Source organism: Amycolatopsis sp. NPDC004368, from assembly GCF_053602515.1.
In genome coordinates, this window is record NZ_JBSGDT010000018.1 from 140,926 (window position 1) to 163,763 (window position 22,838).

Consider the following 22,838-nt stretch of genomic DNA (forward strand, 5'->3'; position numbering starts at 1 on the left):
CGGTCAGTCCACGATGGTGAACCCGGCGTCGGCGAGGGCGGCCTCGACCTCCCGGCAGTGTTCGGGGCCGCGGGTTTCCAGCGCGAGCGCGACGTCGACCTCGCCGAGGGCGAGGCTGCCGGAGATGCGGGAGTGCTCGACGTCGAGGACGTTGGCGCCGAGCTCCTTCACGCACGTGAGCACGGAGACGAGCGAGCCGGGCCGGTCGGGCACGCGCAGGTGGAGCTTCAGGTAGCGGCCGCCGGCCGTCATGCCGTGCTGGATGATCTGCTGGAGCAGGACCGGGTCCACGTTGCCGCCCGAGAGGATCGCCACCACCGGCGGCTCGAAGGCGCCCGGGTGCTGCATCAGCGCGGCCACGGTGGCGGCCCCGGCCGGTTCGACCACGAGCTTCCGGCGTTCCAGGCACAGCAGCACCGCGCGCGACAGCGACTCCTCGCTGACCGTGACGACGTCGTCGACCAGGGACGACACGTGGGCGTAGCTGACGGGCCCGGGCTCACCCACGGCGATCCCGTCGGCCATGGTGTGCAGCTCGCGCAGGCGCACGGGCGAGCCGGCCGCCAGCGAAGCCGGGTACGCGGCGGCGTCCTCGGCCTGCACGCCGACCACGCGGATGTCGGGCCGCAGCCCCTTCACGGCCGCCGCGACGCCGCCGACCAGACCACCGCCGCCGGTGGCGACGAGCACGGTCTTCGCGCCGGGCACCTGCTCGAGGATCTCCAGGCCGACCGTGCCCTGCCCCGCGATCACGTCGGCGTGGTCGAACGGGTGGATGAACACCGCCCCGGTCCGCTCGGAGAACGCGACGGCCTCCGCGAGCGTCTCTTCGAGGACGGCGCCGTGGAGGTGCACGTCGGCGCCGTAGCCGCGGGTGGCCGCGAGCTTCGGCAGGGGCGCGCGCAGCGGCATGAAGACCGTCGACGAGATCCCCAGCAGCGACGACGCCAGCGCCACCCCCTGCGCGTGGTTCCCGGCGCTCGCCGCGACGACCCCGCGGGCCCGTTCCTCCGGGGTGAGGCCGTGGATGCGGGTGTAGGCGCCGCGGATCTTGAACGAGCCGGTGCGCTGCAGGTTTTCACACTTGAGGTAGACCGGGCCGCCGTGTAGGCGCCGCAGGTCACGGGCGTGTTCCATGGGGGTCACCCTGGTGATGCCCTCGAGGAGCTTGCGCGCTTCCTCGATCCGCTCGATGCTGACCAGTTCCATGGTTCGGGATGATGCCACCGACGGATGGCCGGGGTACGACCGCCGCGGGACCGGTACGCTGATAACAGCAACCACACGTGATCAGGGAGTGTGACCATGGCCCGCGGGAAAAACGCGACGACCGCCCGCGGCACGCGCGCGATCCGTTCCGCCGGAGTCCTGCCCCTCGTCCTGGGCCTCGCCTCCGCCGCCGCCCTCACCGGCGCCGCCTACTTCACCGTCGACGCCGCCGGCTGCGGCGCCCACTCCCAGTACATCCGCCACGACAACCACGTCGAACTCGTCGGCGGCTGCATCGACGGCTCCGACCTCCCAGCCGCCCCGGCGGAACAGCAGGAGGCGGTCCACCACTCGCTGCACACGGCCGGGCCGCAGCCCAGCGCCTACCGACCCTGATCCGCTCCAGACCTGTCTTCCGAACCCCGCGTCTCTCTGTTCGGCGCGGGGTACTTGCGTTCCGGGGCCTGCTCCGGCTCCCTTACTCCCCGGTTCCGGCTTCGGCTGCGGCTGCGGCTCCGGCTCTGGCTCGCGGCGACGCCGGCTACAGCTCTGGCTCCGGCTCCCTTACTCCCCGGTTCCGGCTCCGGCTGCGGCTCTGGCTCCGGCTCTGGCTGCAGCTCCGGCTCCGACTCCGGTTCTGGCTGCAGCTCCGGCTCCGGCTCCGGCTCCGGCTCCGGCTCGCGGCGACGCCGGCTACGGGGCCGAGCCGGGCCCCGATGCCGTCCGCAGCCGGCGCCGGACCGGCTCATCCGGGCCAGTTGCCTCGGTGGTCGGCTCGCGGTGACGCACAGGCACCCGCCGTCCGGGATACGCGTGAGTTATCCACAGCGGATTCCGCCGATGCCGAGTTGTCCACAGATTTCTGAAACGCCGTTTTCGGGCGCGTGACCTCGGTAAACTGGAGCAGGGCAGTCCCCCCGAGGAGGGCGGGGGTTTGTCTGCCGGGCGAGGGCCTGCCCACCGAGTGAGGGTCTGCCCGCCGAGCGACGGCCGGGGCCGCAGCGCGAAGTTCAGCCACCACAAGAGCCTGCCCGCCGACCGAGGGCCCGCCCACCGTGCCGGGGCGTGCGCACCGACCAAAGCTCAGCCACCAACGAGGGGCCGCCCACCGTGCCGAGGCCTGCCTACCAAAGCAAAGCTCAGTCACCAACAAGGGCCCACCCACCAAGCGAGGACCTACCCACCAAGCGAGGACCTACCCATCGAGCGTGGGCCATCCACCGGGCGGAGCCTGCCGAAGCTCTCCGCCGGGCGTAGACCTGCGCACCAAGCGATGAGCTGTCTGCCGGGCGAACACCCGCCCACCGGGCGAGGGCCGACCAAGCGCGGCCCTGCCCACCGAGCAACGGTCCGGCCACCAGGCGATCTACCCCAAGAAGCGGTGAACTGTCCGCCGTGCGAAGGCCGCCCACCAAGCCACCGACAAGGGCCTGCCCACCGAGCACAGCTCAACCACCGACGAAGACCCGACCACCCACCCATGACCCACCCACCAAGCGTGGCGGCCATCCACCCAGCGAGTGCCTGCCCTGCAAGCGATGAGCTCTCCGCCGCGCGCGGATCTGCACACCAACCGGCGAGCCCTCCCGGCCAGACACCCACTCACCGGACGAGCGCCCCACCGAGCACAGCTCAACCACCGACGAAGACCCGACCACCCAGCCATGACCCACCCACCAAGCGTGGCGGCCGCCCACCCAGCGAGTGCCTGCCCTGCAAGCGATGAGCTCTCCGCCGCGCGCGGATCTGCACACCAACCGGCGAGCCCTCCCGGCCAGACACCCACTCACCGGACGAGCGCCCCACCGAGCACAGCTCAACCACCGACGAAGACCCGACCACCCAGCCATGACCCACCCACCAAGCGTGGCGGCCGCCCACCCAGCGAGTGCCTGCCCTGCAAGCGATGAGCTCTCCGCCGCGCGCGGATCTGCACACCAACCGGCGAGCCCTCCCGGCCAGGCACCCACTCACCGGACGAGCGCCCCACCGAGCGGGAACCCGCCCACCGGGCAAGGGCCCGACCACCGGGCGAGGATCTACCCCGCCAAGCGTCAACTGTCCGCCGTACGAAGGCCCGCCCACCAAACGAGAACCTGCCCCCGAGCAAGGACCCGCCCACCAAGCGGTGAACTGTCCGCCGAGCCAAACCCACAGCAAAACCCCCGCACCACAACAAAGTGACACGGGGGTTCCGCCAAGCCGGAGCTCAGCCCAGCGCCGCCGTGAGGTCGGCGGTCAGGTCGGTGCCGTGTTCGATGCCGACGGAGAGGCGGAGCAGGTCGGAGGGGACCTGGAGGGTGGAGCCGGCCGTGGAGGCGTGGGTCATGCGGCCCGGGTGTTCGATGAGGGACTCGATGCCGCCCAGGGACTCGGCCAGGATGAAGAGCTTGGTGCGCGCCGCGAGTGCCACGGCGGCCTGCTCGCCGTCGGCGTGGCGGAAGGACACCATGCCGCCGAAGCGGCGCATCTGCTTGGCCGCGACCTCGTGGCCCGGGTGCTCGGGCAGGCCCGGGTAGTAGACCTGCGAGACCTTCGGGTGGGCGGTGAGCGTCTGCACGATGAGCTCGGCGTTGTCGCTGTGCCGCTCCATGCGCAGGGCCAGCGTCTTCAGGCCGCGCAGCGTGAGCCACGCGTCGAAGGGGCCGGGGACGGCGCCGGCGGAGTTGCGCAGGAAGAAGAGCTGCTCGCGGACCTCGTCCTCGTTGGTGACCACGGCGCCGCCGACGACGTCGGAGTGGCCGCCGAGGTACTTGGTCGTGGAGTGGACCACGATGTCGGCGCCGAGGGCCAACGGCGTCTGCAGGTACGGCGTGGCGAAAGTGTTGTCGACGACCAGGCGCGCGCCCGCGTCGTGGGCCACCCCGGCCAGCGCGGCGATGTCGGCGACGCCGAGCAGCGGGTTGGTGGGCGTCTCGCACCAGATCAGCTTGGTCTCGGGCCGCAGGGCCGCGCGGACCTCGTCGACGTTCGCCAGGTTCGCGACGGTGTGCTCGATGCCCCAGAGGCTCAGCACCTTGTCGATCAGGCGGAACGTGCCGCCGTACGCGTCGTTGCCCAGCACCAGGTGATCGCCGGGACGCAGGGTCGTACGCAGCACCGCGTCGGAGGCCGCCATGCCGGACGCGAAAGCCAGGGCGTGCCGAGCACCCTCCAGCGAGGCCAGAGCCTGCTCCAGCGCGGTGCGCGTGGGGTTCGCCGTGCGCGAGTACTCGTAGTCACCCTCGCGGGTGCCGCCGACGCCGTCCTGCGCGTAGGTCGACGTCTGGTAAATGGGCACGATGACGGCGCCTGTCCGCGGATCGGGCTGCTGCCCGGCGTGGATGGCGCGTGTTTCGAAACCCAGCTCGGAGTAGTCGTCGACCATGGTTCCAGGGTACGGGCCGGGTCCGACAATCCCGCCAGGTGGGATGGAATTCACGCCGACCGGCCCCGGTAACCGCTGGTCCCGGCCGTGCGGCCCCACCCGGCGGCGATGTGCCGGGCGGGACCGGTGCCGTCACCAGCCCTGCGGGCCACCCTGCTGCGGGGAGTAACCGCCCGGGTACTGCTGCTGCGGCGCGCTGCCGATGCCGACCCAGAGCTGGGTTGGCTTCACGATCGCGAGCACGAGCGTCACGATCGGCGGGATGAGCCCGATGATGGCGCCTGCGATGCCCGCGCCCAGGTACCGGCCCGACGCGCCCAGATCCCCCAGCGCCCCGGCGCCGGCCGCATTGAGGATCAGCGACACGATGCTGAAGACGATCGCCACGCCGCAGCCGATGATCACGCACATCCGGCCCACGGGCTTGTGCGTGAGCAGCGCGATTCCGCCGTAGATCAGCAGCCCGGCCATCGCGAGGTCGACCATCAGCGTGATCACGAAGAGGACGGTGTCGCCGCGCAGCGCCGTCAGCCCGATGATCGAACCGACCACCCCGATCAGCGCGACGACCCCACCCAGGATCGCCAGCACCGCCGTGGTGATCGCGGTACCGCCGCCCGGCTTCTGCTGCATGGTGCCCGGGCCGCCCGGGTACGCGGGGAACGGCTGGCCGTACTGCTGCGGGTACTGGCCAGGCTGCCCGTACGGCTGCCCCGGCACCTGCTGTGGACCGGTGTACGGCTGGCCGTACTGCTGCTGCCCGTAGGGTTGCTGGCCCGGCACGGGCTGCGGACCGGAGTACGGCTGCTGGGGGTTCTGCCCGTACGGCTGCTGCGGACTCTGCCCCTGCCCAGGGTTCTGGGGATAGCTCACGAAAGTTCCTCGGGATTCCGGCCCCCACCGGCTGCGGGGAGATGTGCTCGTATCGTGCCAGGTCGGCGGCGGTTCCGGGGCGAAAATCACCACTGTCCGGGCGCGTGTGTCCGGTACCTGAGGTAGGAGAACGTGGGACGCAGCGCCGCCAGCACCAGCACGAGCGGCGCGAGCACCATCAGCACGGCCCGGTCGACGTCCGCGAACGCGTTCAGCCCGAAGACGACCTCGAAGTAGGCCGCGTAGCCGCCGTTGCCGAGCGTGGGCTCCAGCAGGATCGCGCCGAGGGCGATCAGCGCGCCGAGGATCAGCAGCACAGCACCCGCGGTGGAGCGGAAGATCGTGCCGAGCGCGCCGAAAAGCAGGAGCAGCCCGGCGCCCAGGTACGCCCCGAGGTCCACGAGTGTCCACACCGGAAGGTCGCCGAGGCTGAACCCCGAAGGGATGTCGATGAACGACGTCACCGGCACGTAGCCCGCCGCCCCCGCCGCCACGAGCCCCAGCAGAGCGGCCACCACCGCCGTGACCCCCGACGGGCGGCCCCGGTGCGCCGGCGGTTCCGCGTGCGCGGCACCGGGCCGCTGGCGCGCTGGAGATCCGTACGGGCCGCTCAACTCTGCTCCCCCTCAGGTCGAAGGCGAAAACGAACGGCTCACCCTAGCCCGTAAAAGGCGATCATGGACGAGAAATGGTGAAGCGATGAAGAATGGGTGCCCGTTTCGCCCAGGTTCGGTATTGAGTCAAGATCAGGGAAGTGGATGTTACTGAAAGACAGCATTTCTCAATTTTCCGCAAAGATCCGCTGTGTGGGTGACAGTCGGGGATCGGGCTTGCGGTGACGTCGGAAAAGTGCCTGACCCCGACGCTTCGGCTCGGCTTGCCCGCGCGGACCGCAATACCGAGCGGTATTCACCGAGTTCGGCTGCGGCGACGTGTTGTTCGGCAGTTCCCGGTGATCGCGGTGCGAGTTCGATCCGGCCGCAAACGGTGGCTATCCCCTGACGGGTTCTTGATGGCCCCGCCCTGACTGGTCACGCCGGCAACCGCCGATCTGGACTCCAACACCGAATCGTGGTCCAGGTTGGTCCCGGAACGCGACGACGCCGACCGTCGACGGCAAGGCCGGTCTGTCGCAGCGAACGGCATTCGGGTCGGGGCGGGAGGGCGTGGACGGCAAAGGGCCCCTTCGATGTCTGGCACCGAAGGGGCCCTTCACGAGTGACTCAGGCGGTCACCACTGGGGCGGCTGGCCGTAGCCCTGGGGCGGCGGCTGCTGCCCGGGCTGGCCGTAGCCCGGAGGCGGCTGCTGACCCGGCTGACCCGGCGGGGGGCCGTACCCGGGGGGCGGGCCGTAGCCCGGAGGGGGCTGCTGGCCGTAGCCGGGCTGGGGCTGGCCGGGCTGGGGGAAGCCGCCGCTGCCGGGCTGGTCGGCGGGCTGGCCGTAGCCGGGCTGAGGGGGCTGGCCGTAGCCGGACTGGGGCTGACCGGGTTGGGGGAAGCCGCCGCTGGCGGGGTTCTGTGCCGGGGGCTGGCCGAAGCCGGGCTGGCCGAACGGGGGCTGGCCCTGGTCGCCGAAGCCGGGCTGACCCGGCTGGCCGGGCTGACCGCCGAACCCGGGCTGGCCGAATCCGGGCTGCCCGAAGGGACCGGGTTGGCCGAAGCCACCCGGCTGGCCCGGGCCGCCGAAGCCGCCACCGGCGGAGCCGCCGCCGAGGCCGACGAACTGGGCGGTGGGCGGGATGAGGCCGAGCAGGCCGACGATGAAGATCAGGATGCCGAAGATGAGGGTCGGCATCCCGATGCTGTCGCCGCCGGCGCTGCCCCCCGTGGCCGCCTGGTTCGGGGTGGTGCCGGAGATGAGGAGGATGCCGAACAGCCCGACCAGCACGCCGCCCACGGCGACGACGATCGGCACGATCTTCTTGAGCCCACCGCCGAGGCGGCCGGCCAGGATCAGGCCCGCGCCGCCGGCGATGGAGATGATCGCGCCCACCAGGACCATGATCACGTAAAACCAGATGGCGCCCGGCGAGGCGATGCCCGACTGGCTCAGCAGGTCGTTGATCTTGTCGTCGCTGAGCGTCTGGCGGGCCTGGTCCAGGCTGGACGAGTAGTCGCTCGCGTCGCCCATGTACAGGAACGACCAGATCAGCGACAGCACACCCAGCAGCGCCACGACACCACCGGCGATGAAGCCGTACATGCTGTTGCCGCCACCGGACGCGGCGGGCGGGGCACCGAAGGCCGGCGGCGCTCCGAAACCACCCGGCTGAGGCTGGCCCGGCTGGCCGAAGCCACCCTGCGGCGGTGCGCCGAAGGCACCCTGGCCCCCGTCGAACCCACCCGGGGCACCGAAGCCCTGCGGCTGGCCCGGCTGACCTGGCTGCCCCGGCTGGCCGAAGCCACCGGGCGCGCTCGGCTGGCCCCCGAAGCCCTGCTGGCCGAACCCGCCGCCCATGGCGGAGGGGTTGTCGGCCGCGCTCGGCGGCGGGGCGTACGGGATGGCCGGCGGCTGCGAGCCGGGCGGGACGAGCTGCGTCGACTCGGCGCCGAAGTGGCTTTCGCCGGCCGAGCTCGCGTCACCGGGCCGCACGACCTGCGTGGGCTCGGGGGCTTCGCCGAACAGGCCACCCTCGCCCGAAGACGGCGAGGCCTGCGAGTACGGCTGGCCCGGCTGGACCACCTGGGTCGGCTCCGACGCGCCGAAAGGACTGTCCTGCTGAGGTGTGGGTCCGCTCGGTGGGCCCTGCGGCGGCTGCTCGCCGCCGTCCCCGGGCTGGCTCGGTGGCTGCGGAGCACTCATGTGGGTCTTGAACCCCCTTGACGAGGACGCGAAAAAGTTCTATCGCGCCCACGCTATCGGATAGCGGGTCAGGGCGCTTGGAACGCCCCGTCCCGCTTTGCCGATTTATCGATCCGACCAGAGACAGGCGGGAAACCGACCGGAGGTTGCCCCGTCCGGCAAGCGTTCCGCCGTGGCTGTGGTCGGATCGACAACCGACAGCGCAGCGTCGCCAGTTACCGCCCGGCCAGGAAGCCCAGCAGATCGTGCCTGGTGACGACGCCCGCGGGCTTGCCGTCGATCAGCACGAGCGCGCCGTCCGCACCTTTGAGAGCCTTCATCGCCGAGCTCACCTGCTCGCCGGCGCCGATCGTGGGCAGCGGCGGCGACATGTGCGTCTCGAGCCGGTCGGCGAGCTGTGCTTTCCCGGTGAACAGGGCGTCGAGCAGGTCGCGCTCGTTGACCGCACCCACGACCTCGGCGGCCATCACCGGCGGCTCCGCGCTGACCACGGGCATCTGGCTCACGCCGAACTCCGACAGGATCGCGACGGCCTCGGCCACAGTCTCGTTCGGGTGCGAGTGCACGAGGCTGGGCAGCGAGCCGCGCTTCTTGGTGAGCACGTCGCCGACCGTCGCGCCCGAGGAGTCGGGCGGGAGGAAGCCGTAGGACGACATCCAGTCGTCGTTGAAAACCTTGGTGAGGTAGCCGCGGCCGCCGTCGGGCAGCAGGACCACCACGACGTCGTCCTCGGTGAGGCCCTCGGCGAGCTTCAGCGCGGCGGCCACGGCCATGCCGCACGAGCCGCCGACCAGCAGGCCCTCTTCCAGCGCGAGCCGGCGGGTCGTGTCGAACGAGTGCGCGTCGGACACCGCGATGATGCGGTCGGCGACGTCGCGGTCGTAGGTCTCGGGCCAGAAGTCCTCGCCGACGCCCTCGACCAGGTACGGCCGGCCGGTGCCGCCGGAGTAGACGGAGCCCTCGGGGTCGGCGCCGACGACCTGCACGCGGCCGTCGCTCGCCTCCTTGAGGAAGCGGCCGGTGCCGGAGATCGTGCCGCCCGTGCCGACACCCGCGACGAAGTGCGTGATCTTCCCGTCGGTCTGCTTCCAGATCTCGGGGCCGGTGGAGAGGTAGTGGCTCTCCGGGTTGGCGGGGTTGGCGTACTGGTTGGGCTTCCACGCGCCGTCGATCTCGCGGACGAGGCGGTCGGAGACGTTGTAGTACGAGTCGGGGTGCTCGGGCGGCACGGCGGTCGGGCACACGACGACGCGGGCGCCGTACGCGCGCAGCACGTTGCGCTTGTCCTCGCTCACCTTGTCGGGGCAGACGAACACGCACTTGTAGCCGCGGCGCTGCGCGACCATCGCCAGGCCGACGCCGGTGTTGCCCGAGGTCGGCTCCACGATCGTGCCACCCGGCTTGAGCGCGCCCGACGCCTCGGCGGCCTCGATCATCCGCAGGGCGATGCGGTCCTTCACGCTGCCGCCCGGGTTCACGTACTCGACCTTCGCGAGCACCAGCGGCTTGAGCCCCTTGGTGAGGGAGTTCAGCTTGACCAGCGGGGTGTTCCCCACGAGGTCGACGATGTGCTCGGCGTACTCCACGACTGCGCTCCTGCCCTTCCGCCGCCGGATCTCGGCGGCGAGACCCAGCCTAAACGCCGGGCCTGCGCTGTCCACTCAGGCCACGGCCTCGTCGAGCACGAGGGCCGCCCAGTCACCCCATCCGTCGACGGGCTTCTCGATCCAGCCCGGCGGCCAGCTGCGTTCGACGTCGGTGCGGGTGGTCGCGCCGAGCAGACGCGCCATCACGCGGTCGCCGAAGAGCGACGGGCCTTCGAAGGCCGCGCCCGTGAACGTGTCGCCGGTCCCGCCGAACACCGCGCCCCGGAAGTCGGCGAGGCCGAGGAAGCGGGCCTGCGGGAACTCGGCCTTGCTCGTGAACTCGGTGCCGCGGAACTCGGCGAGGGAGTAGAACGCGGTGCCGTAGCAGGAGATCGAGCGGATCCGGCAGTGCGTGAGCGAGAGGCGGGCGAGCTTGGCGCCGGAGAAGTCGAGGTCGATGTCGGACCAGAACATGCCGTTGTCCTCGTTCTGGCCGGGTCGCAGGTGCAGGCACAGCACGCGCTGCGCGGCGGCGCGGACCTCGGTCTCCTGGCGGTTGTCGGCGCCTTCGTCCTCGGGGTCGTAGGGCATCCGCAGGTACGCGCACAGCACGTTGACGATCGTCTGGCGCTGCGGCGGGTGCCCCTGCGCGAGGCGTTCGAGTGCGTAGATGCCGGCGAAGCGGACGGGCGCCTTGTCGCTGCCGAGCTGGTCGGCGGCCTTGCTGTAGGCGTCGGTGAAGCGGCGCTGGGTCGCGTCGTGGTCCTTCTGTTCCAGGTCGAGCTCGGTCGACCGCTGCCGGCGCGCGGCCAGCAGCAGGGCGGCCGCGCCGCCGGTGCCGACGACGACGTTCGCGGCGGTGCGCAGCGCGTCGAGCCGGGCGGAGTCCTGCGGGCTGCCGCCACCGAGCGTGGTCAGCAGCAGCACGGCGGCCGCGGCGGCGACCACGATCAGACCGCCGCCCCACCAGAGGATGGTCCGCGTGCGCAGGGCGCGGCTCCGGTTCGTCACGGAGGAGATCCTGCCAGTGCCCGATAGTGGTCCGCGTCGCCTTCGGCTTTGCGGGAGGCGGGACACGCGGCACTATGGTGAGCAACCGCTTAGCTCGCGCCATCGACCCGAGGAAGTGTCACGACATGCCCGAAGCCGTCATCGTCTCCACCGCCCGCTCCCCGATCGGCCGCGCGGCCAAGGGTTCGCTGGTCAGCATGCGCCCGGACGACCTCACCGTGCAGATGATCCAGGCCGCGCTCGCCAAGGTGCCGCAGCTCGACCCCGCCGACATCGACGACCTGATGCTCGGCTGCGGCCTGCCCGGCGGCGAGTCCGGGTTCAACATGGGCCGCGCCGTGGCCGTCGAGCTCGGTTACGACCACCTGCCCGGCTGCACCATCACGCGGTACTGCTCCTCCAGCCTCCAGACCACCCGCATGGCGATGCACGCGATCAAGGCCGGCGAGGGTGACGTGTTCATCTCCGCGGGTGTCGAGACCGTGTCGCGCTTCGCGAAGGGCAGCTCGGACTCCTGGCCGGACACGCACAACCCGCTGTTCACCGAGGCCGAGTCGCGCACCAAGGCCACCGCGGAGTCGGGCACGGACACCTGGACCGACCCCCGGGGTGACGGGCTCGTGCCGGACGTCTACATCGCCATGGGCCAGACCGCCGAGAACCTCGCGCGTCTCAAGGGCATCACCCGCGTGGAGATGGACGAGTTCGGCGTGCGCTCGCAGAACCTCGCGGAGAAGGCCATCGCGGATGGCTTCTGGGCCAAGGACATCACCCCGGTCACCCTCCCCGACGGCACGGTCGTGTCCAAGGACGACGGCCCCCGCGCCGGTGTGACGCTCGAGGGCGTCTCCGGCCTGAAGCCCGTGTTCCGCCCGGACGGCCGCGTCACCGCCGGCAACTGCTGCCCCCTCAACGACGGCGCCGCCGCCGTGATCGTCATGTCCGACACCAAGGCGCGGGAGCTCGGCCTCACGCCACTGGCCCGCATCGTGTCGACGGGCGTCACGGGGCTTTCGCCGGAGATCATGGGCTACGGGCCGGTGGAGGCTTCGAAGCAAGCCCTGTCGCGGGCGGGTCTGTCCATTTCGGACATCGACCTGGTGGAGATCAACGAGGCTTTCGCGGCGCAGGTGATTCCTTCCTACCGCGACCTGGGCATCGACCTGGACCGGCTGAACGTGAACGGTGGGGCGATCGCGGTGGGGCACCCGTTCGGGATGACGGGGGCGCGGATCACGTCGACGTTGATCAATTCGCTGCAGCACCACGACAAGCAGTTCGGGCTGGAGACGATGTGCGTCGGTGGCGGGCAGGGGATGGCGATGGTGTTGGAGCGGCTTTCTTGAGGTAGGTGGGGATTGGGGCCGCTCGCGGGGATCGTGGGCGGCCCCCTTTCTTTGTGGGCGGACTTTTTGTGCGGTGGCGTGCGTTGCGCACTGGCGCTACGTGCCGAGACGGGCTTCTCGTCCGTTAGCTCGGAGCGGTGGGTCGGTCCTTCCTTGCGCGCGATTCGACGGCCGAGGCCATCCGCCGAGTTATCCACAGCCAGTCCAGCCGATCTCGAGTTGTCCACAGATTCGCCGTAGGCCGTTTGCCGGCGCCTGACCTCGGTAGACTGGAACTGGGCAGCCCCCAGCCGGAATTCCCATCCGGTCAGCGGCGGCTACCGGCCACACGCTGCGAAGGCTCGTGCCGATGCCCGCCAGGCACGGCCGAAGGGCGGGAAAATCGCGGCGTGTCCGCCATTGCGTGCGGTCGTGCAGCAGTGGCTCGGGCTGGAGTGGAGCTCGGAGCAGATCAGTCACAGCCTGCGGCGGGGGTTTCCCGACCGGCCGGAGATGCAGGTGTCCCACGAGACGATCTACCAGGCCCTCTATGTCCAAGGCCGTGGCGAGCTGCGCCGCGAGCTCACCTGGGCCTTGCGGACGGGCCACGCTCACCGCATGCCACACAAGCGTCCTGACCAGCGACAACCCCGGTTCACCGCGCCCATGGTGATCATCAGCGACCGGCCGGCCGAGGCCAAGGACAGGGCCGTTACCGGGCACTGGGAAGGAGACCTGATCATCGGCAAGGACCAGCAGTCTCAGATCGGCACCCTGGTCGAACGCGCGACCCGCTACGTTCTGCTCGTTCATCTGCCCGGCGACCGGACCGCCGAGACCGTTCGTGACGCCCTGGCCGCCACCATGGCCGGTTGCCGACGGAGTTGAAGCGATCACTGACCTGGGACCAAGGCTCGGAAATGGGGCTGCACCACCAGTTCTCCCCGGCGGTTGACCTGCCGGTCTACGTTTGCGATCCACACTCGCCCTGGCAGCGCCGTACGAACGAGACACCAACGGCCTGCTGCGCCAGTACTTTCTCCAAGGGACCGACCTGTCGGTCCACAGCGCCGAGCGTCTCGCTAACCTCCTCACACCAGCCAGAAGGCAGCCTGGAGTCTGGAGAGCCCAAGCAAAGCGCCCCCGGCAGGTCGCCGAGGGCGCTTGTGTTGTTCCGAGCGTGCCGCCGGACAGCGGCAGAGCGGGAAGCGTCGATGAAGGCAAAACCCGGCGCCACAACAGGATTCAGCTGAGATCCACGGTGAGGCGCAAGACGACCCGCCGAAGCCGACGTCTGGTAGAAGGGCTGCCCGCGTGGCGAAACGCGAGCAGCCTCCCCCGGCGAAACCCAGTCCCTCAGTGCAGCGGCGCCGCCGGTACCGGAGCAGCCGTGTCGGCCGAGCCGGATGGGGGTGGCGTCGGGAGGAAGCGGCGGTTCGGCAAGAACGCGGCGGGCACCAGGCACACGGCCAGGATCACCGTGGCGATCAGGAAGGGCGTCGCGAAGGCGCCGGCGGCCAGGGCCGCCGCGGCGGTGTGCGTGGCGGGGTTCAGGGTGGCCACGGTGGCCGCCAGTTGGCCCTGGCTGGTCGGGACGCCGAAGCGGGAGCCGAGCAGTGCCGCGAGGACGATGGACATCACCGCGGAGCCGATGGCGCCCGAGGTCTGCTGCAGGATGCTCGTGGTCGTGGAGGCCTTGGCCATGTCCTCGGAGCGCAGGGTCTGCAGGGCGGCCGACGTGATGGGCATCATCGTGCAGCCCATGCCCAGGCCCATCACGAACGCGGCCGAGAGCAGCAAGCCGTACGGCGTCGTGGACGTGACCTGAGTGAACGGGATCATGCCGACCACGATCAGCAGCAGGCCGGGCAGCACGATGCGGCGGGCGGCGATCTTGTCGGCCAGGCGGCCGGTGAACGGCATGGCGATCATCGCGCCGAAGCCCTGCGGGGCGAGCAGCAGGCCCGCGTGCAGGGCGGACTCGCCGCGGACCAGCGTGAAGTACGTGGGCAGCAACAGCATCGCGCCGAAGAAACCCATGCAGAACACCGAAAGCGTGATCATCGAGACCGAGAACGCCCGGTTCTTGAACAGGCCCAGGTCCATCAGCGGGTTCGCCACGCGCAGCGCGCGCAGCACGAAGCTCACCAGCAGCACGATGCCCGCCACGGCCGGCAGCCACACCTCGACGGCGGTGACCGTGCCCGTGGACGGGATGCGCGAGACGCCGAAGATCAGCGCCGCGAGGCCCGGCGACACCATCAGCAGGCCGGCGAAGTCGAAGCGGCCGGACTTGGTCGCCTGGTCCTTCGGCAGCAGGCGCAGCGCGAGCAGGAACGCGATCACTCCGATCGGCACGTTGATGTAGAAGATCCACCGCCAGCTCACGGAGTCGACCAGCCAGCCGCCGAGGATCGGGCCGCAGATCGGGCCCAGCAGCATCGGCACACCGAGCACGGACATCACGCGGCCGATGCGCTGCGGACCCGCCGTGCGCGTGAGGATCGTCATACCGGCGGGCATCAGCATGCCGCCGCCGAGCCCCTGCAGGACGCGGAAGATGATCAGCGATTCGACGTTCCACGCCAGCCCCGCGAGCATCGACCCGATGAGGAACGTGCCGATCGCCAGCAGGTACAAGCGCTTGGTGCCGAAGCGGTCCGACGCCCAGCCCGTGACCGGGATGACCGTGGCCAGCGCCAGCATGTAGCCCGTGGCGACCCACTGGATCGTGTCGAACGACGTGCCGAACTGGATCGTGAGCTTCTGCAGCGCCACGTTGACGACCGTGGTGTCGAGGATCGCCATGATGGCGCCCAGCACCACGACGGAGGCGATCTTGAGCACGCCGCGGTCGAGTTTGTCGTCGAGCCCGGCGGCGCCCGGCGCGGCCGGACTCGGTTGTGCGGACATGCGGTGGACCATCCCCATCGTCGAGAGCGAAAAAGCCCGCAAGCCCAGCGCGGTGAAGTCTGATCCGCGGGGTCCCCCTAGCGTGACGTCGTCGAGGTTAGAGGACGGCACCGACAAAAAGCCATCGATTTCGCCCGGAGCACAGCAGAGGCGACTTTTCGCGTTCTCGACCCGCTCGCGGAAAGTCCTCCACCTGCACTGATGCACCAGGAATTCGGCCCAGCGACCGCACTCTGCGTACGCGCTCCGTTGCACGAAGGCGCATTTCTATAGGCGTACAGAACGCGTACACAGAAAAGGCGCCCCGTAGTTACACGGAGCGCCTTCTCGGGAGTCCTGCGCGAACGTCAGTCGCGCAGGTAGGACAACAGCCGCAGGATCTCGAGGTACAGCCACACCAGCGTGGTCATGAGGCCGAAGGCCGCGAACCACGCCCACTTGGCGGGCATGCCCGACCGGATCATGCGGTCGGCCTGGTCGAAGTCGAGCAGGAAGCTGAACGCCGCGATGCCGATGACCACGAGGCTGAAGATGATCGCGATCGGGCCGCCGTCGCGCAGCGGGTTGAAGCCGAAGAACAACGCCGTGACGAGGTTGACCAGCATCAGGACCACGACACCGCCGACGGCGCCGACGATCCACTTGGTCAGCTTCGGCGTGACCTTCACGGCGCCGGTCTTGTAGACCACCAGCATCGCGATGAAGACACCCGCCGTACCGATCAGCGCCTGCAGCGCGATCCCCGGGTAGAGCAGCTCGAACAGCCCGCTGAGCGCACCGAGGAAAATACCCTCGGCGGCCGAGTAGGCCAGCGTGAGCGGTCCGCTCGCCTTCTGCCCGAAGATGATCACGAGCGACAGCACGAGCCCGACGATCAAGCCGCCGAACAGCGCACCGAGCAGCGCACCGTTCATGCCGGTGACGCGGCCGAGCGCGTCGGTGACGAGCTGGTTCTGGGCCCAGATGGTCGTGACGACGCCGAACACCAGCGCGGTGCCCAGCGAAAGACCGGTCTTGACGACGACGTCGTCGACCGTCATCGGACGGTCGGCCGACCCGGCGGCCACCTGGCCCGGGCCGTAGCCGGGCACGCCGCCCTGGCCCTGCGGCGTGCCGTAAGGCCGCTGATCGAAGCCGACATTCGGCCCGTACTGCCCTGAAGCGGCCGAACCGCGGGACAGGTTGCGGAACGCCGGGTTGCTACTGGAACGCACCTGATCCTCCTGGATCTGCTGGCACCTTGCATCGGGTTCAACGACCGCTCGGGCCTGGTGGTTCCCGTCGAGACCGTCGAGTAAAGACAACTTTACCCTTTTGTCCGATCAGGTGGCCCGGCCCGCGCCGGTGTACACCGTATGCGACCGAGATCACGACCGTTCACCGCAGGTCACCCGATGGCCCCTAGACAATCCGGGTGATCAACCGCGAACCTTCACTTCGCGTGTTCGGAATGTGACCGAAGGCGTGTCGGGGAGTTGTTCGATCGTGTGACCTGCGTCGACGCAGAGGCGTCACGGCAGAGCCTGTTGAAGGAGTCAACACACCATGGGGTGGTCTTCACGCCCGCGCGCTCGCCTGCGCGCGGCCGCCGGTCTGGTCGCCACGGCCGTGCTCGGCGCACTCTCCCTCACCGTCGTCGCCACGACACCGGCCGACGCCGCGAGCCAGCACGGCGTCGGGCAGTTCGTGCCGGGCCAACGGTTCGACAACAAGGACCACAGCCCGAACTGGCTCGGGTCCTACCTGGTCAACGGCAAGAAGGTGTTCTGCGTCAGCTTCCAGCTGAAGGCGCCTGACTCGGCCGAGAAGTACAAGCCCGGCGACAAGCTGCTCACCAAGTGGGGCGACGAGATCCCCGCCGACAAGGCGGCCGACATCTCCTACCTGTTGCTGCGCTACGCCGACACGGACGACGCCAACACCGCTGCCGCGCTCGCGCACCTGCTGCACTCGTGGACCTCGGCCCCGCGGCCCGGGCACGACGACCTCAACCAGGCGCTGCCGGCCGACAAGATCGGCTACGACATCGACATGCACCTGCAGGGCCTGAAGGACCTGCCGGGCAACGGCGAGGTCGCCTACGACGACGTCGCCAAGCTCACCGCCGACGCCGAGGCCAACCGCGGCCCGTGGACCGCGTCGGTCACCCCGCCCAAGGACGACCAGCACCTCGGCACCGCGGCGGCCTGGACGGTCACCGTGAAGAACGCCAAGGGCACCGGCGTGCCGGACGTCGCGGTCAAGCTCGACGCCGCCGACGCGACGATCTCGACCGGCGACGCCGGGAACGACACCGACGCCGCTCAGGCGTCCGACTCGGCCGGCGGCAGCGCCACCGTGCAGGGCGCGCAGACCGAGACCACGCTCAAGACCGGCGCCGACGGCACCGTCTCCGTGAAGCTCTTGCCGACCGGCGAGCAGCCGAAGCTCTCGGCCTCGCTGTCCGCGCCGGCCGACCGGCCGTACGTGCAGAACCCGGTGAACACCGGGATCCAGAACGTGGTGTCGACCGGCGGTGAGAAGACGCTGACCGCCGAGGGCGTCGTCGCCGTCGCGAAGCCGGCCAAGGTCCAGGTGACCAAGAAGGACGCGAAGACGGGCAAGGGCATCGGCGGCGCGACCCTGCGGATCACCGGCAAGGACAAGAAGACCGCCGCCACCGGGCAGGACGGCAAGCCGCTCAACGGCCCCGACGGACAGCCCGTGGTGGTCACCACCGCCGGCGACACCGGCGCGGTGACCGTCGACAACCTGTTGGCACCGCAGGACATCTGCGTCGTCGAGGTGAAGGCGCCGCCGGGGTACGAGAACGCGTTCGACCCCAAGAACCCGCCCTCGGTGTGCGGCTCGCTGAAGCCGGGCGACACACTGGCGCTCTCCATCGCCAACACACCGAACGAGGTGCCGCACGCGATCCCCGCGGGCGACCAGCCGGTGGCGCTGGCGAAGGGTGCCGTCGAGACGAGCTTCTCCACGCCGGGGCTGGCCGGCCTCGCGGCGCTCGTGCTCATCGGTTCGGGTCTGGTCGGGTTCGCCGCTCGGCGGGCGTCCCGGAGGTAAGTGAGAGCGGTACGGGTATGGCACGCAAGAGCCGGTTGATCACCGGTTTCGTCCTCGGCGCGGCGAGTGTTCTCGTGGTGGAGCTCGCCACCGTCGTGATCAGTGCACCCCCGATGGCGGTGGTGGCCGGCAGCGCGCAGCCGGCCGCCGCCGCCCTCGCGGGGTTGCGTCCGCCGTCGGTGGCACCGTCTTCTTCGGCTCCGCCGGTTTCTTCTTCGGCGCCGCCGCCCTCGTCCTCGGTCGCGCCGCCGCCCGCCGCGCCGGTCGAGCACAAGCAGCCGCCGCCCCAGCAGCCGGGCACGCTGCGGCTGCCCGACGGCGGGACGGCCGCGATGGTGCGCCAGGACCTCGGTCCGGGCAACACGCTGCCGGTGCCGTCGAACATCGGGCAAGCCGCCTGGTGGGGCGCGGCGCTCGACGCGGTCAGCGGAGCGAGCGTGTTCGCCGGGCACGTGAACTGGAAGGGCGCCACGGGCCCGTTCGCCGAGCTGTGGAACGAGCACATCGGCGGTGAAGTGACCATCGTGGACAGTGCCGGGAAGACGTCGAAGTACCGGATCTCGCAGCTGGTCACCGTGCACAAGGACGACCTGCCCGCCCGGGCCGACGACCTGTTCGGCCAGGCGGGGCCGCACCGCGTGGTGCTCGTGACGTGCGGCGGCCGGTGGGTCGGCGGGGCCGACGGGTACGAGGAGAACCGGGTCGTGATCGCGGATCCGGCCTGAGTTGCCTCTTTCTCCCGCACGCCGCGCATCGGCGTGCAGTCTTGCCGTGGCACGAGGGGACCGTTCGCACCGGTGAACGGCCGCGCGAACGGCAGATTCATACCACTGGGCAAGGCGTCGCCTCCGAAAAAATGCCGCTCCGACCTGTGGGACCCCCGTCGAGCGTCAAGTTACTAGCGAGTAACATCACTCCCGCACGCTGTGGTCAGCGTGGCTTCCATGCAGCAGAATGCGCACAGGTCCAGCGGTGAACGGCGGAGGGTGATGGCGATGGCGACGTTCTTGGTGACGGGTGCGACCGGGTTGATCGGCCGCCAGTTCACCCGGTTGCTGCTCATGCGGCCGGACGCGGACCGCGTCGCCCTCGTGGTGCGCGCGTCGTCGAGGGAAAAGCTCGCGAAGCTGGTCGACGGGTGGCCGCACGCGGAGCGTGTGACGCTCGTGACCGGTGACCTCGGCGAGCCGATGCTCGGCGTGTCCGACGAGGACCGCGACGCCCTGCGTGGTGTGGACCACGTGGTCCACCTGGCCGCCCTCTACGACCTCACCGCCGACGACGAGACCAGCATCAAGGCCAATGTGGACGGTACGCAGCACGTCGTCGACCTCGCCGCGGACCTGCGTGCCGGCGCGCTGCACCACGTGTCGTCGGTGGCCGTCGCCGGTGATCACGAGGGTCTGTTCACCGAGGACATGTTCGACGTCGGGCAGCGGCTGATCACGCCGTACCACCGCACGAAGTTCGAGGCCGAGAAGCTGGTGCGCGAGCAGCACGAGGTGCCGTGGCGCGTGTACCGGCCGGCCGTGGTGGTCGGGGACTCGACGACCGGCGAGATGGACAAGATCGACGGCCCGTACTACCTCTTCCCCGCCATCAGCAAGCTCGCCGGGCTGCCCGACGTGCCGATCGTCGGCCCGGACCTCGGCGACACCAACGTGGTGCCGGTCGACTACGTGGCCAAGGCGCTCCTGGAACTGGTGACCACGCCGGGCCTCGACGGCCGGGCCTTCCACCTCGTGAATCCCGAGCCGCAGCCGGTGGTGTCGGTGTACAACGCGTTCGCGCGGTCCGCGGGCGCGCCGACGATCACGGTGCAGCTGGGCGATGGCGTCTCGAAGGGGCTCATCGGGCTGGTGAAGCTCAGCGAGCACATCCCGGGCTTCACGATCGCGCGTGACGCCGTGCTGGAGCGGCTCGGCATCCCGCCGGTGCTGCTGGAGACGATGGCGTTCCCGTCGGTGTTCGCATCGACCGAGACGCGCAAGGCGCTGGCGGGCACGGGCGTGGAGGTGCCGCGGCTCGACGACTACGCGGCCACGCTGTGGCGCTACTGGCGCGAGCACCTCGACCCGTTCCGCGCCCGCAAACACGGCCCGCGCGGTGAGCTCGACGGGCGGCGCGTGATCATCACCGGTGCGTCCTCGGGCATCGGGCGCGCCACCGCGCTGAAGGTCGCGGCCGCGGGTGGCGTGCCGCTGCTCGTGGCACGGCGGCAGCACGAGCTGGAAGAGGTGCGCGACGAGATCATCGCGGCCGGCGGCACGGCTTCGGTGTACCCGGCGGACCTGACCGACGAGGACTCGGTGCACAAGGCCGTCGACGCGATGCTGGCCGAGCACGGCCGGATCGACATGCTCGTGAACAACGCGGGCCGCTCGATCCGCCGGTCGATCAAGCTGTCGTACGACCGCATGCACGACTACGAGCGTGCGATGGCGATCAACTACTTCGGCGCCGTGCGGCTGATCCTCGCGGTGCTGCCGCACATGTCGGAGCGGAAGTTCGGGCACATCGTCAACGTGTCGTCGATCGGTGTGCAGGGCATCGCGCCGCGGTTCTCCGCGTACGCCGCGTCGAAGGCCGCGCTCGACTACTTCTCGCGGATCGCCGCCACCGAGACGCACGGTGACGGGATCACGTTCACCACGATCCACATGCCGCTGGTGCGCACGCCGATGATCCGGCCGACGAAGATCTACGACGCGTTCCCCACGAAGTCGCCGGAGCAGGCGGCCGACATGGTGATGAAGGCGCTGATCGAGCGGCCCAAGCACATCGGCACGCCGGCGGGGCAGGCCATCGGGCTCACGTACACGCTCGCGCCGGGCCTCACCGACGCGATCGCGTACCAGGGTTTCCGGATCTTCCCCGACTCGACGGCGGCCGGCGGCTCCGGGAAGCTCAAGATCGGCCGTGGCGAGAAACACCTGTCGCGGGCGGCGATGGCGTTGGCCCGATTGTCGCGCGGGTTCCACTGGTAGTCACGGTGTGTTTCGAGAGTGAGGCCGTTCAGGGGACGATCACCAGGTAGGGCCCGACACGTGGCGGTGAATCACCACTCCTGACGCCGACGACACAATGTGCGCGGGTACGGTCGGGCCCATGGTTCCCGAGCGAGACAACGGCCTCCTGCCCCTGCGGCGCGAGTACACCCAAGCCTGGCACGGCTTCGACCGCAACGAGGTGCGCCAGTACCTCGATCACATCGAGGCGCAGCTGCGCCGGCTCCTCAGTGATCGCGACGCGGCCGCCGCGCAGGTCGCCACGCTCTCGCGCGAACTCGAGACCGCGCGCGGCGAGGTGACGAAGCTGCAGAACCGCGTCGAGGAACTGATGAAGCCGCCGGAGCGGCCCGAGGACCTGGACGAGCGCATGCAGCGCACGGTGCAGCTCGCCCAGGCGCGTGCGGACGAGATCACGAAGCGCGCGCAGGTGGCGGCCGAGAAGCACTGGGCTTCGTCCACCGAGGCGTCGACGAAGCTGCGCGAGCGCTATACGCGGCTGGTCTCGGAGCTCGACAAGCAGGCCGAGGCCCTGCACTCCGAGCACGAAGAGGCCCTCAAGGAGACGCGCGCCGAGGTCCAGCGGCTCACCGTCGAGGCGGCGCAACGCCGGGAACTCCTCGACAACGAAGCCGAGCGCAAACGCCGCAAGATCGAGCGCGACTTCGACTCGAAGATCACCGCCGAGCGCACCGCGCACGAAAAGCTGATCGCCGACCAGCGCACGGCCAGCAAGAACCAGGCCGAACGCCGCATCGCCGAAGCGACGGCCGAGGCGAAGCGCCGCGTCGACGAGGCCACCGCGGAAGCCAAGCGCCGCCTCGACGAAGCCACCACCCAGGCCGCCCAACGCACCACCGCGGCGACCCGCAAGGTCGAGCGGCTGGCGGAGATCCGTGAGCAGGCGCGGAAGAACCTGGCGATGGCGGATGAGGTGCTGAAGAGCAGTGAGAGTCTGCTGGCGACGTTGCCGGCGGAGTCGGTGATCCCGTCGGCTTCGAAGCTGGTGGGTGGGGATGATCCTGCTGCTTCGGGTTCGGGTTCGGCTGCTGCGTCGGCTTCGGCTTCGGCCAAGCCGGGCGCTGCTCCTGCTCCTGCCGTGGCGGCGGCCAAGCCTGCGCCCGCTCCGAAGCCGAAGCCGGCGGTCGTCTCGGTCGACTCTCCGACCACTCCGGCTCCCACGGTGAAGCCTGCTCCCGAGTCGGCTGCTTCTTCTGCGGCTGCCGCGAACGGCAACGGCAACGGCAACGGCAACGGCAACGGCAACGGCAACGGCAACGGAGCCAAGCCGGTCACCCAGGCAGCGGGCAAGCCCTCCGCCTGACCCCATTCACGACCGAAAGGCCGCTTTCCCCACTCGGGAAAGCGGCCTTTCGTCTTCTGTCAACCCCGGTCGGCAGTTGTCCACAGGCACGCCACCTATCCACAGGAACGGCCCGATTCTCTTGCTACCAGCGGGTTTTGTCGGGGTCGCCGATAGACTGGACGTGTGGACGCCCCCTAGGGCCTGCCCTCAAAGTGGGCGGTGCGACCTGCTTTGATCTTGGGTTGTGGTGCGTAGGCATGAGTTGACTGACGAGCAGTGGCAGGTGGTCGAGCCGTTGCTGCCGGTGTCGGGGGCGAAGGGCCGTCCGCGGGTGGATGATCGTCGGGTGATCAACGGGATGTTGTTCAAGGCCAAGA

General features: G+C 70.2%; 16 protein-coding genes and 1 pseudogene. 8 read left to right on the forward strand and 9 right to left on the reverse strand.

Annotated elements, in window-relative coordinates; translation table 11 throughout:
- Nucleotides 1-3: 3 nt before the first annotated feature.
- On the reverse strand, nt 4-1,209 hold the full coding sequence (gene ilvA / locus ACWEOE_RS24630) for a threonine ammonia-lyase (RefSeq protein WP_452012823.1): 1,206 nt from the start codon (nt 1,207-1,209) through the stop codon (nt 4-6).
- A 96-nt stretch (nt 1,210-1,305) separates the two neighbouring features.
- On the opposite strand from ilvA, the gene ACWEOE_RS24635 reads away from it, so the two are divergent.
- Nucleotides 1,306-1,605: a hypothetical protein gene (locus ACWEOE_RS24635; protein ID WP_452012825.1), complete on the forward strand. Its 300-nt coding sequence runs from the start codon at nt 1,306-1,308 to the stop codon at nt 1,603-1,605.
- A 1,813-nt stretch (nt 1,606-3,418) separates the two neighbouring features.
- Here ACWEOE_RS24635 and ACWEOE_RS24640 read toward each other — a convergent pair.
- The 6 genes from ACWEOE_RS24640 to ACWEOE_RS24665 form a co-directional block, all read right to left on the reverse strand.
- A complete protein-coding gene (locus ACWEOE_RS24640; RefSeq protein WP_452012826.1) occupies nt 3,419-4,576 on the reverse strand; it encodes a cystathionine gamma-synthase in 1,158 nt (385 codons plus the stop codon).
- 132 nt (nt 4,577-4,708) lie between these two features.
- A complete protein-coding gene (locus tag ACWEOE_RS24645) occupies nt 4,709-5,449 on the reverse strand; it encodes a hypothetical protein (RefSeq protein ID WP_452012828.1) in 741 nt (246 codons plus the stop codon).
- Nucleotides 5,450-5,535: 86 nt separating this feature from the next.
- Nucleotides 5,536-6,063 (reverse strand): hypothetical protein, encoded by a 528-nt coding sequence (locus ACWEOE_RS24650; RefSeq protein ID WP_452012830.1) that lies wholly within the window; start codon nt 6,061-6,063, stop codon nt 5,536-5,538.
- Nucleotides 6,064-6,680: 617 nt separating this feature from the next.
- The gene (locus ACWEOE_RS24655) at nt 6,681-8,252 is read right to left on the reverse strand and encodes a hypothetical protein (protein WP_452012831.1); all 1,572 of its coding nucleotides are present in this window, start codon (nt 8,250-8,252) and stop codon (nt 6,681-6,683) included.
- 215 nt (nt 8,253-8,467) lie between these two features.
- Entirely contained in the window at nt 8,468-9,838 is a 1,371-nt protein-coding gene (locus ACWEOE_RS24660) for a cystathionine beta-synthase (RefSeq protein ID WP_452012832.1), read from the reverse strand.
- Nucleotides 9,839-9,913: 75 nt separating this feature from the next.
- Nucleotides 9,914-10,849: a pentapeptide repeat-containing protein gene (locus ACWEOE_RS24665; RefSeq protein WP_452012833.1), complete on the reverse strand. Its 936-nt coding sequence runs from the start codon at nt 10,847-10,849 to the stop codon at nt 9,914-9,916.
- 125 nt (nt 10,850-10,974) lie between these two features.
- On the opposite strand from ACWEOE_RS24665, the gene ACWEOE_RS24670 reads away from it, so the two are divergent.
- Both ACWEOE_RS24670 and ACWEOE_RS24675 read left to right on the forward strand, forming a co-directional pair.
- Entirely contained in the window at nt 10,975-12,195 is a 1,221-nt protein-coding gene (locus ACWEOE_RS24670; protein ID WP_452012834.1) for an acetyl-CoA C-acetyltransferase, read from the forward strand.
- A gap of 294 nt (nt 12,196-12,489) precedes the next feature.
- Nucleotides 12,490-13,336 (forward strand): annotated as a pseudogene (locus ACWEOE_RS24675) (IS30 family transposase); the annotation flags it as partial.
- A gap of 194 nt (nt 13,337-13,530) precedes the next feature.
- Here the strand turns inward: ACWEOE_RS24675 and ACWEOE_RS24680 are convergent.
- Both ACWEOE_RS24680 and ACWEOE_RS24685 read right to left on the reverse strand, forming a co-directional pair.
- Nucleotides 13,531-15,087 carry a DHA2 family efflux MFS transporter permease subunit gene (locus ACWEOE_RS24680; protein WP_452012835.1) on the reverse strand — a complete coding sequence of 519 codons (1,557 nt, stop codon included), beginning with the start codon at nt 15,085-15,087 and terminating at the stop codon, nt 13,531-13,533.
- 347 nt (nt 15,088-15,434) lie between these two features.
- Entirely contained in the window at nt 15,435-16,301 is an 867-nt protein-coding gene (locus ACWEOE_RS24685) for a Bax inhibitor-1/YccA family protein (RefSeq protein ID WP_452012836.1), read from the reverse strand.
- A gap of 331 nt (nt 16,302-16,632) precedes the next feature.
- Here ACWEOE_RS24685 and ACWEOE_RS24690 point away from each other — a divergent pair, with 331 nt between their 5' ends.
- The 5 genes from ACWEOE_RS24690 to ACWEOE_RS24710 form a co-directional block, all read left to right on the forward strand.
- Entirely contained in the window at nt 16,633-18,147 is a 1,515-nt protein-coding gene (locus tag ACWEOE_RS24690) for an MSCRAMM family protein (RefSeq protein ID WP_452012837.1), read from the forward strand.
- Between the two features lie 17 nt (nt 18,148-18,164).
- Entirely contained in the window at nt 18,165-18,872 is a 708-nt protein-coding gene (locus ACWEOE_RS24695; RefSeq protein WP_452012838.1) for a class F sortase, read from the forward strand.
- Between the two features lie 270 nt (nt 18,873-19,142).
- A complete protein-coding gene (locus ACWEOE_RS24700) occupies nt 19,143-21,134 on the forward strand; it encodes an SDR family oxidoreductase (protein WP_452012839.1) in 1,992 nt (663 codons plus the stop codon).
- Between the two features lie 121 nt (nt 21,135-21,255).
- Nucleotides 21,256-22,479, forward strand: a complete 1,224-nt coding sequence (locus tag ACWEOE_RS24705) for a cell division protein DivIVA (protein WP_452012841.1) — start codon at nt 21,256-21,258, stop codon at nt 22,477-22,479.
- A gap of 226 nt (nt 22,480-22,705) precedes the next feature.
- Nucleotides 22,706-22,838, forward strand: a 133-nt coding sequence (locus tag ACWEOE_RS24710) for a transposase (protein WP_452012852.1), incomplete at its 3' end; no start/stop codon positions are given.

Coding starts and splice junctions, on each gene's coding strand:
- ilvA (WP_452012823.1), bottom strand. CDS start 1,209: ATGGAACTGGTCAGCATCGAGCGGATCGAGGAAGCGCGCAAGCTCCTC.
- ACWEOE_RS24635 (WP_452012825.1), top strand. CDS start 1,306: ATGGCCCGCGGGAAAAACGCGACGACCGCCCGCGGCACGCGCGCGATC.
- ACWEOE_RS24640 (WP_452012826.1), bottom strand. CDS start 4,576: ATGGTCGACGACTACTCCGAGCTGGGTTTCGAAACACGCGCCATCCAC.
- ACWEOE_RS24655 (WP_452012831.1), bottom strand. CDS start 8,252: ATGAGTGCTCCGCAGCCACCGAGCCAGCCCGGGGACGGCGGCGAGCAG.
- ACWEOE_RS24670 (WP_452012834.1), top strand. CDS start 10,975: ATGCCCGAAGCCGTCATCGTCTCCACCGCCCGCTCCCCGATCGGCCGC.
- ACWEOE_RS24680 (WP_452012835.1), bottom strand. CDS start 15,087: ATGTCCGCACAACCGAGTCCGGCCGCGCCGGGCGCCGCCGGGCTCGAC.
- ACWEOE_RS24690 (WP_452012837.1), top strand. CDS start 16,633: ATGGGGTGGTCTTCACGCCCGCGCGCTCGCCTGCGCGCGGCCGCCGGT.
- ACWEOE_RS24695 (WP_452012838.1), top strand. CDS start 18,165: ATGGCACGCAAGAGCCGGTTGATCACCGGTTTCGTCCTCGGCGCGGCG.
- ACWEOE_RS24700 (WP_452012839.1), top strand. CDS start 19,143: ATGGCGACGTTCTTGGTGACGGGTGCGACCGGGTTGATCGGCCGCCAG.
- ACWEOE_RS24705 (WP_452012841.1), top strand. CDS start 21,256: ATGGTTCCCGAGCGAGACAACGGCCTCCTGCCCCTGCGGCGCGAGTAC.